General features: G+C 72.1%; 5 protein-coding genes. 4 read left to right on the top strand and 1 reads right to left on the bottom strand.

All coding sequences use genetic code 11. The features are described from left to right. Together HUW36_RS20165 and HUW36_RS20160 are read left to right on the top strand one after the other, a co-directional pair. Positions 1–1,590, top strand: a 1,590-nt coding sequence (locus HUW36_RS20165; RefSeq protein WP_174529597.1) for a sulfatase-like hydrolase/transferase, incomplete at its 5' end; no start/stop codon positions are given. A 156-nt stretch (positions 1,591–1,746) separates the two neighbouring features. After that, complete coding sequence (locus HUW36_RS20160; protein WP_174529596.1) at positions 1,747–3,030, top strand: citrate synthase; 1,284 nt, start codon at positions 1,747–1,749, stop codon at positions 3,028–3,030. Between the two features lie 177 nt (positions 3,031–3,207). Here HUW36_RS20160 and HUW36_RS20155 read toward each other — a convergent pair whose 3' ends face one another. Further along, positions 3,208–4,605, bottom strand: coding sequence for a glycosyltransferase family 4 protein (locus HUW36_RS20155; protein WP_174529595.1), 1,398 nt, complete (start codon positions 4,603–4,605; stop codon positions 3,208–3,210). Positions 4,606–4,900: 295 nt separating this feature from the next. Here HUW36_RS20155 and glgX point away from each other — a divergent pair, with 295 nt between their 5' ends. Together glgX and HUW36_RS20145 are read left to right on the top strand one after the other, a co-directional pair. Then, positions 4,901–7,021, top strand: a complete 2,121-nt coding sequence (glgX, locus tag HUW36_RS20150; RefSeq protein ID WP_174529594.1) for a glycogen debranching protein GlgX — start codon at positions 4,901–4,903, stop codon at positions 7,019–7,021. A gap of 3 nt (positions 7,022–7,024) precedes the next feature. Next, on the top strand, positions 7,025–8,169 hold a 1,145-nt coding region (locus HUW36_RS20145; protein ID WP_246248241.1), incomplete at its 3' end, for an alpha-amylase family glycosyl hydrolase.

Genomic DNA, 8,169 nt, shown 5'->3' with positions numbered 1-8,169 from the left:
ATGCTGCGGGTGGCCGCGGTCGGCCCGGTGGTCTTCGTCGGGCTGTTCCTGTTCGCGTCGCCGGCCTCGGCGGTGGTGCTGCCGCGGGGCGACGGCGGCGCGGCCGGAACCGCCGGCGCCGGCGCCCACCCGCCGGTGGTCATGATCGTGCTGGACGAGCTTCCGCTGGTGTCGCTGCTCGGCCCGGACGAGCGGATCGACGCCGCTCGCTACCCCAACTTCGCCGCGCTGGCCGCCGGGTCGACCTGGTACCGCAACGCCACCGGGGTCAGCGGCTGGACGCCCTACGCGCTGCCGGCGATGCTCACCGGGCGTTACCCCGAGCGGGGGGCGGCGCCGCACTACTCGCAGTACCCGGACAACCTGTTCACCGCGCTCGGCGGCCTCTACCAGATCAAGGCCGAGGAGAGCATCACGCGGCTCTGCCCGCCCAGCCGGTGCGAGCAGGCGACCACCCCGGAGCAGGGGCTCGGCGTGCTGACCCGGGAGAGCGGGAAACTGCTGCGCCAGCTCGCCGCGCCGGTGGACAGCCGGGTCGACCCGGAGGACTCCTACCGCGAGCAGACCGCGGCCGAGGTCGGGCTGGACGCCGCCGAGCCGGTGCCCGACGACCCGAAGTTCCGCTGGGACACCCTCGACGACAACCAGCCCGCCCGGTTCACCGCGTTCCTGGCCGGCCTGCGCCCCGCCGACCGGCCCACGCTGCACTTCCTGCACCTGCTCATGCCGCACACACCGTGGACGTACCTGCCCTCCGGGGCGCGCTACGACGCGCCGGAGGACCTGCCCAACGACGGCGCCGGCTGGGTGGACCTGGCCCGGGCCCGGCACCTGGCCCAGCTCGGCTACACCGACCGGCTGATCGGCGAGACGCTGCGGACGCTGCGCGCCACCGGCCTCTACGACAAGGCGCTGGTCATGGTCACCGCCGACCACGGGGTCAGCTTCCGCCAGGACTGGCAGGGACGCGGCATGGACGCCATCGACCACGCCGCGAACCAGGTGGCCTGGGTGCCGATGTTCGTCAAGGAGCCCGGGCAGCGGACCGGCCGGGTCGACGACCGCAACTGGGAGCACGTCGACCTGCTGCCGACCATCGCCGACGAGACCCACATGCGGGTCCCCTGGTCGATGGACGGCCGCTCGGCGAAGGCCACCCCCCGGGAGCGCGCCGACAAGCGCTTCTACGACCGGCCCGGCCAACCGGTCACGATCACCGGCGGGGTGCCCACGCCGGTGCCGATGCCCGCCACCGACCCGCTGGTCGGGACCCGGGTCGGCGCCGGACCGGCCGGTGGCTCCGCCACGGTGGCCAACCTCGCCGCCTTCGACGCGGTCGACCCGGCGCGGGGCGGGCTGCCCGCGCTGGTCTGGGGGACCGTGCCCCCGTCGGTGCCGGACGGCACCCGGCTCGCGGTCGCGGTCAACGGCACGGTCGGCGCGGTGGTGCCGGTGGTGCCGCCGGACGCCGGCGGCCGGCGGTTCGCCGCGTTCCTCCCCGACGACCGGCTGTTCGCCGCCGGAGCCAACCGGCTGGACCTCTACCGGGTGCAGGCCGACGGGAAGCTGCGGCGGCTCACCCTGTCCTGACCGGCAGCGCTCCCACCCGGTTTCCGACCCGGCAAGTCGGGAATCAGGTGACGCATACCTCACCCCGAAACCATGCCGAGCGTTGTCCGCCGCACCGTGATTACGGTAGAAGCGAAGGCAATTCAACGAAGATCTTGCCGGCGAAGCGAGGAACAGATGACGGAAGTCAAGCTCGACCACCCCGGTGGGCAGCTGTCGATGCCGGTGCAGTCCGCGGTCGAGGGCCCCGCCGGTATCGGGGTGAGCAAGCTGCTCAAGGAAACCGGGATGACCACGTACGACCCCGGTTTCGTCAACACCGCGTCCTGCTCGTCCGCGATCACCTACATCGACGGTGACGCGGGCATCCTGCGGTACCGCGGCTACCCCATCGACCAGCTGGCCGAGAAGTCCTCCTTCCTGGAGGTCTCCTACCTGCTGATCTACGGTGAGCTGCCGAGCCAGACGCAGCTGACCGAGTTCAGCGACCGGATCCGCCGGCACTCGCTGCTGCACGAGGAGATGCGCCGCTTCTTCGACGGCTTCCCGCGCGACGCGCACCCGATGGCCGTGCTCTCCTCGGCCGTCAGCGCCATCTCGACCTTCTACCAGGACAGCCTGGACCCGTTCGACTCCGAGCACGTGGAGATGTCCACGATCCGGCTGATGGCGAAGGTCCCCACCATCGCCTCGTACGCGTACAAGAAGTCGATCGGCCAGCCGCTGCTCTACCCGGACAACTCGCTGGGCTACGTCGACAACCTGCTGCGGATGACCTTCGGTGTTCCGGCCGAGGAGTACGAGGTCGACCCGGTGATGTCGAAGGTGCTGGACATGCTGTTCGTCCTGCACGCCGACCACGAGCAGAACTGCTCCACCTCCACCGTGCGGCTGGTCGGCTCCAGCAACGCCAACCTGTTCGCCTCGGTCTCGGCCGGCGTGAACGCGCTCTTCGGCCCGCTGCACGGCGGCGCCAACCAGGCCGTGCTGGAGATGCTCCAGAAGATCCAGGCCGACGGCGGCGACGTCCGCTCCTTCGTACAGAAGGTGAAGGACAAGCAGGACGGCGTGAAGCTGATGGGCTTCGGGCACCGGGTCTACAAGAACTACGACCCGCGCGCCGCCATCGTGAAGAAGGCCGCCCAGGACGTGCTCGGCCGGATGGCCAAGCCGGACCCGCTGCTGGACCTCGCGGTGCAGCTGGAGGAGATCGCGCTCGCCGACGACTTCTTCGTCTCCCGCCGGCTCTACCCGAACGTGGACTTCTACACCGGCCTGATCTACAAGGCCATGGGCTTCCCGACCAAGATGTTCACGGTGCTGTTCGCGCTGGGCCGGCTGCCGGGCTGGATCGCCCAGTGGCGCGAGATGATCAACGACCCGGAGACCAAGATCGGCCGCCCGCGGCAGATCTACACCGGTGCCGCCGAGCGGGAGTACCTCCCCGCCGCCGAGCGCTGAGGTGCAAGGAAGGGCCCCCTGTTAACGCCTCCGGTAGAGGCGGGGCCCCTTCTTAACACCGATGACGAGTGAGGCCGCCGACCCGTGCCGGGTCGGCGGCCTTTCCCGTAGGCGGGGGAGGGCGGTTGTTAAAAGGGGGCCCCTCCTCTACCTGAGGCGTTAACAGGGGGCCCTTCCTTACCGCAAGCCGGCGGCGGTGAGGAGGTTGCCCTCGGGGAGGGCGGGCAACGTGCGACCGGTCGCCATGCGCCGCTCGGCGCGGGCGGCCGTGAACGCCGGGTCGCCGGCGATGGCGGCGGCGTACGCGGCGGCCGTGCGGGACGCGATGGCGGCCCAGCCGTACTGCTCGTGCACCATCGTCCGGGCCCGTCGGGCCAGCGCACGCGCCCGCTCCCGGTCGGACAGCAGCGCGTGCACCGCCTCGGAGAGGCCGTCCGGGTCGTGCGGGGCGAACGTCATCCCGGTCACGCCCGGCTCGACGATCTCGGCCAGCCCGCCGGTGCGGGACACCGCCAGCGGCGCGCCGGCCGCCGCGCCCTCCAGCGCGACCATCCCGAACGGCTCGTAGATGCTCGGCACCGCGAAGCAGTCCGAGGCGGCCATCACCGCGGGCAGGTCGGTGCCGCCGAGGAAGCCCGGCATGCTGACCGTGGCGCCGAGCCCGAGCCGGTGGACCTCGGCCTCCAGGTCCGCCTTGTAGGGGCCGTCGCCGACGATCACCGCGCGCAACCCGGGGTGCCGGTCGCGCAGCCGGGGCAGACCGGCGAGCAGGTGCTGCACGCCCTTCTCGTAGACCAGCCGGCCGGCGAACGTGACCAGCGGGCCGTCGGCGGCGAAGCGGGCCCGGGCGGCGGCGACCGCCGAGGCGGGCACCCGCCACCGGTGCGGCTCGACCCCGTTGGGCACCACGTCGACCCGGGCCGCGTCCACGCCGAACAGCGCGCCCACCTCGTCGCGCATGTAGCCGGAGCAGACGATCACCCGGCCGGACTCGCCGGCCAGCCACTGCTCGACGCCGTGGATGGTGCGGTTCATCTCCTCCGGCAGCCAGCCCTGGTGCCGCCCGGCCTCGGTGGCGTGGATGGTGCTGACCAGCGGCACGTCGAGGTGCTCGCGCAGCGTCATCGCGGTGTGCGCCACCAGCCAGTCGTGGGCGTGGATCACGTCGTACGCGCCCGACTCGGCGGCGCGCAGGGCGGCCCGGGTGAGCGTGTGGTTGAACGCCATGGTCCAGGCCAGCAGCGAGTCGGTGGCCAGCGGGAAGGTCACCGGGTCCTCGGCGGCGCGGACGATCCGCACGCCGTCGGCGTACTCCTCCAGCGGCGCGCCCTCGGCGTGCCGGGTGACCACGGTGACCTCGTGACCGGCGGCGGCCAGCGCGACGGAGAGCGCGTGCACGTGCCGGCCGAGCCCACCCACCAGCACCGGCGGGTACTCCCACGACAGCATGAGGATGCGCCGGGTACGCGGCGCGGCGCCGGGCTGCGGCGGCGGGGTCGGGCGGGAGGTGAGGGTGGGCCGGTGGAGCCGGTCCGTCGCGGTGGCGGGCTGCGCGCCGACCCGCAGAGAGGTCACGTCGATCTCCGTCCATGGCAGGGGAGGACACGCCGGCATCGGTGGCGGCGGAAGCGAGTGGTGAGGGGTGGCCGAACGGCCGGGCGGAAACGCGCGGGCGCGTGTCCGCGGTCCAGGAAAGTCCATCCGGCGCGAACCCGCATCTTGAAAAGGGCGATCGTGACGGACAACACCCGATCGTTTCGGTTACGGTCCGAACGGGTGGATTGGCGGCGCGTGAGGCGGGGCATCAACGGCGTGCGCACCGGCCGTCCCCCGTCCGGTGCGCTCACGATCATGGGCCCGAAGGAGCGACATGCAGGTCTGGCCGGGCGAGAGCTACCCCCTCGGCGCCACCTACGACGGGATGGGCACCAACTTCGCGATCTTCTCCGAGGTGGCGGAGAAGGTCGAGCTCTGCCTGTTCGACGAGTGGGACATCGGCACCGAGCGGCGGGTCGAGCTGCGCGAGGTCGACGCGTACGTCTGGCACGCCTACATCCCCGGCGTGGAGCCCGGCCAGCGCTACGGGTTCCGGGTGCACGGGCCGTGGCGTCCGGCCGAGGGGTTGCGGTGCAACCCGCACAAGCTGCTGCTCGACCCGTACGCCAAGGCGGTCGACGGTGAGATCGCGTGGGATCCGGCCGTCTACGACTACGAGGTCGGTGGCGACCCGGACCTGATGAACACCGCCGACTCGGCGCCGTTCATGCCGAAGTCGGTGGTGGTCAACCCGTACTTCGACTGGGGCAATGACAAGCCGCCCCGCACGCCGTACCACCACTCGGTGATCTACGAGGCGCACGTGCGCGGCCTGACCATGCGTCACCCCGACATCCCCGAGGAGCTGCGCGGCACGTACGCGGCGATCGCCTCGCCGGTCATGATCGAGCACTTCAAGCAGCTCGGGGTGACCGCCGTCGAACTGATGCCGGTGCACGAGTTCGTGCACGACCACCGCCTGGCCGACCTGGGGCTGCGCAACTACTGGGGCTACAACACCATCGGCTTCTTCGCCCCGCACCACGGCTACTCCGCGCTGGGCCGCCTCGGCCAGCAGGTGCAGGAGTTCCGGGGCATGGTCAAGGCGCTGCACGCCGCCGGGATCGAGGTCATCCTCGACGTGGTCTACAACCACACCGCCGAGGGCAACCACCTCGGGCCGTCGCTCAGCTTCAAGGGCATCGACACGCCGAGCTACTACCGGCTGTCGGAGGAGGACCGCCGGTACTTCGTCGACTACACCGGCACCGGCAACAGCCTCAACGTGCGCAGCCCGCACTCACTGCAACTGATCATGGATTCGCTGCGCTACTGGGTCACCGAGATGCACGTCGACGGCTTCCGGTTCGACCTCGCGGCCACGCTCGCCCGCGAGTTCTACGAGGTGGACCGCCTCTCCACGTTCTTCGAGGTGGTGCAGCAGGACCCGGTGGTCGGCCGGGTCAAGCTCATCGCCGAGCCGTGGGACATCGGCCCCGGCGGCTACCAGGTCGGCAACTTCCCGCCGCAGTGGACCGAGTGGAACGGCAAGTACCGCGACACGGTCCGCGACTTCTGGCGCGGCGAGCCGGCCACGCTCGCCGAGTTCGCCTCCCGCATCTCCGGCTCCGCCGACCTCTACCAGGACGACGGCCGCCGCCCCTTCCACAGCATCAACTTCGTCACCTGCCACGACGGGTTCACCCTTGCCGACCTGGTCTCCTACAACGACAAGCACAACGAGGCCAACGGCGAGGACAACCGGGACGGGGAGAGCCACAACCGCTCCTGGAACTGCGGCGTCGAGGGGGACACCGACGATCCGGGCGTGCTGGCGTTGCGGGCCCGGCAGCGGCGCAACTTCCTGGCCACGCTGATCCTGTCCCAGGGCGTGCCGATGCTCGGCCACGGCGACGAGCTGGGCCGCACCCAGCGTGGCAACAACAACGCCTACTGCCAGGACAGCGAGCTGGCCTGGGTGGACTGGGAACGCGCCGACAGCGAGCTGCTCGCGTTCGTGCGGCGGCTCACCGACTTCCGCAACCGGCACCAGGTGTTCCGGCGGCGGCGGTTCTTCACCGGCCTGCCGGTCGGCGGCCGGGCCGCCGGCTCCGGCCTGCCGGACCTCGCCTGGTACACCCCCGACGGCCGGGAGATGACAGGCGAGGACTGGGGCAACGACTTCGGCCGCTCGGTGGCCCTGTTCGTCAACGGCGACGGCATCCCGGAGCGCGGCCAGTACGGCCAGCGCCACCGGGACAGCTCGTTCCTGCTGCTGTTCAACGCGCACGACGCGCCGCTGGACTTCACGCTGCCCGGCGAGGAGTTCGGGCCGCGGTGGGAACTGGTGATCAGCACGGCGGAACCCGATCCGGAGAAGACGACACTGGTCGAGGCGGGTGGCACGGTCTGCGTACCGGACCGCTCGCTGCTGGTCCTGGAGAGGACGGCCTGACCCATGCCCGACACCCCTCGCTCCACCTACCGGGTGCAGGTGCGCCCCGGCTTCGACCTGGACGCCACCGCCGAGCTGGCCGACTACCTGGCCGCGCTCGGCGTCACCCACCTCTACACCGCGCCCCTGCTCACCGCCACCCCCGGCTCGTCACACGGCTACGACGTGGTCGACCACCGCGCGGTCAACCCGGAGCTGGGCGGCGAGGCCGGTCGGCAACGCCTGGCCCGGGCGCTGCGGTCGGCCGGGCTGGGCCTGGTCGTCGACATCGTGCCCAACCACGCCGGGGTGGCCCGCCCGGCGGCCAACCCGGCCTGGTGGGACGTGCTGCGCCGGGGCCGCGACTCGGCGTACGCGCACTGGTTCGACATCGACTGGGACCGGGGGCGGCTGCTGCTGCCGGTACTCGCCGACGCCCCCGACGCCCTCGACGACCTCAAGCTGGTCGACGGGGAGCTGCGCTACCACGAGCACCGCTTCCCGGTCGCCGACGGCACCGGCGACGGGACGGCCCGGCAGGTGCACGACCGGCAGCACTACGAGCTGGTGAACTGGCGGCGCGGGGACGCCGAGCTGACGTACCGCCGGTTCTTCGCCGTCTCGGACCTGGCCGGCCTGCGGGTGGAGGACCCGGCGGTCTTCGACGCCACGCACGCGGAGATCCTGCGCTGGGTCGACGCCGGCGACGTCGACGGCATCCGGGTCGACCACCCGGACGGGCTGCGCGACCCCGCCGGCTACCTGGCCCGGCTGCGCGCCGCCGCGCCGGCGAGCTGGCTGGTGGTGGAGAAGATCCTGGAGTACGGCGAGGACCTGCCGCGGTGGCCGGTCGACGGCACCACCGGCTACGACGCCCTGGCGGCGGTGAGCGGCCTGTTCGTCGACCCGGACGCCGAACCGGACTTCACCGCCCTGGACGGGCGGCTCACCGGCCGGCACACGTCCTGGGAGGACCTGACCCACGGCACCAAGCTGGAGGCGGCCACCCGGTTGCTCGCCGCCGAGCTGGGCCGTCTCGCCGCGCTGGTGCCCGAGCTGCCGCGCGAGCAGGTCCGTGCCGCCCTGGCCGAGCTGGCCGCGTGCTTCCCGGTCTACCGCGGCTACCCGCCGGAGGGGGCACGGCACCTCGCCGCCGCCCGCAGCGAGGC

The sequence above is a fragment of the Micromonospora maritima genome (genome assembly GCF_902825405.1).
Classification (GTDB): Bacteria; Actinomycetota; Actinomycetes; order Mycobacteriales; family Micromonosporaceae; genus Micromonospora; species Micromonospora maritima.
The sequence above is the reverse complement of the archived record's forward strand: the minus strand, read 5'-3'. Positions and strand labels throughout refer to the sequence as shown.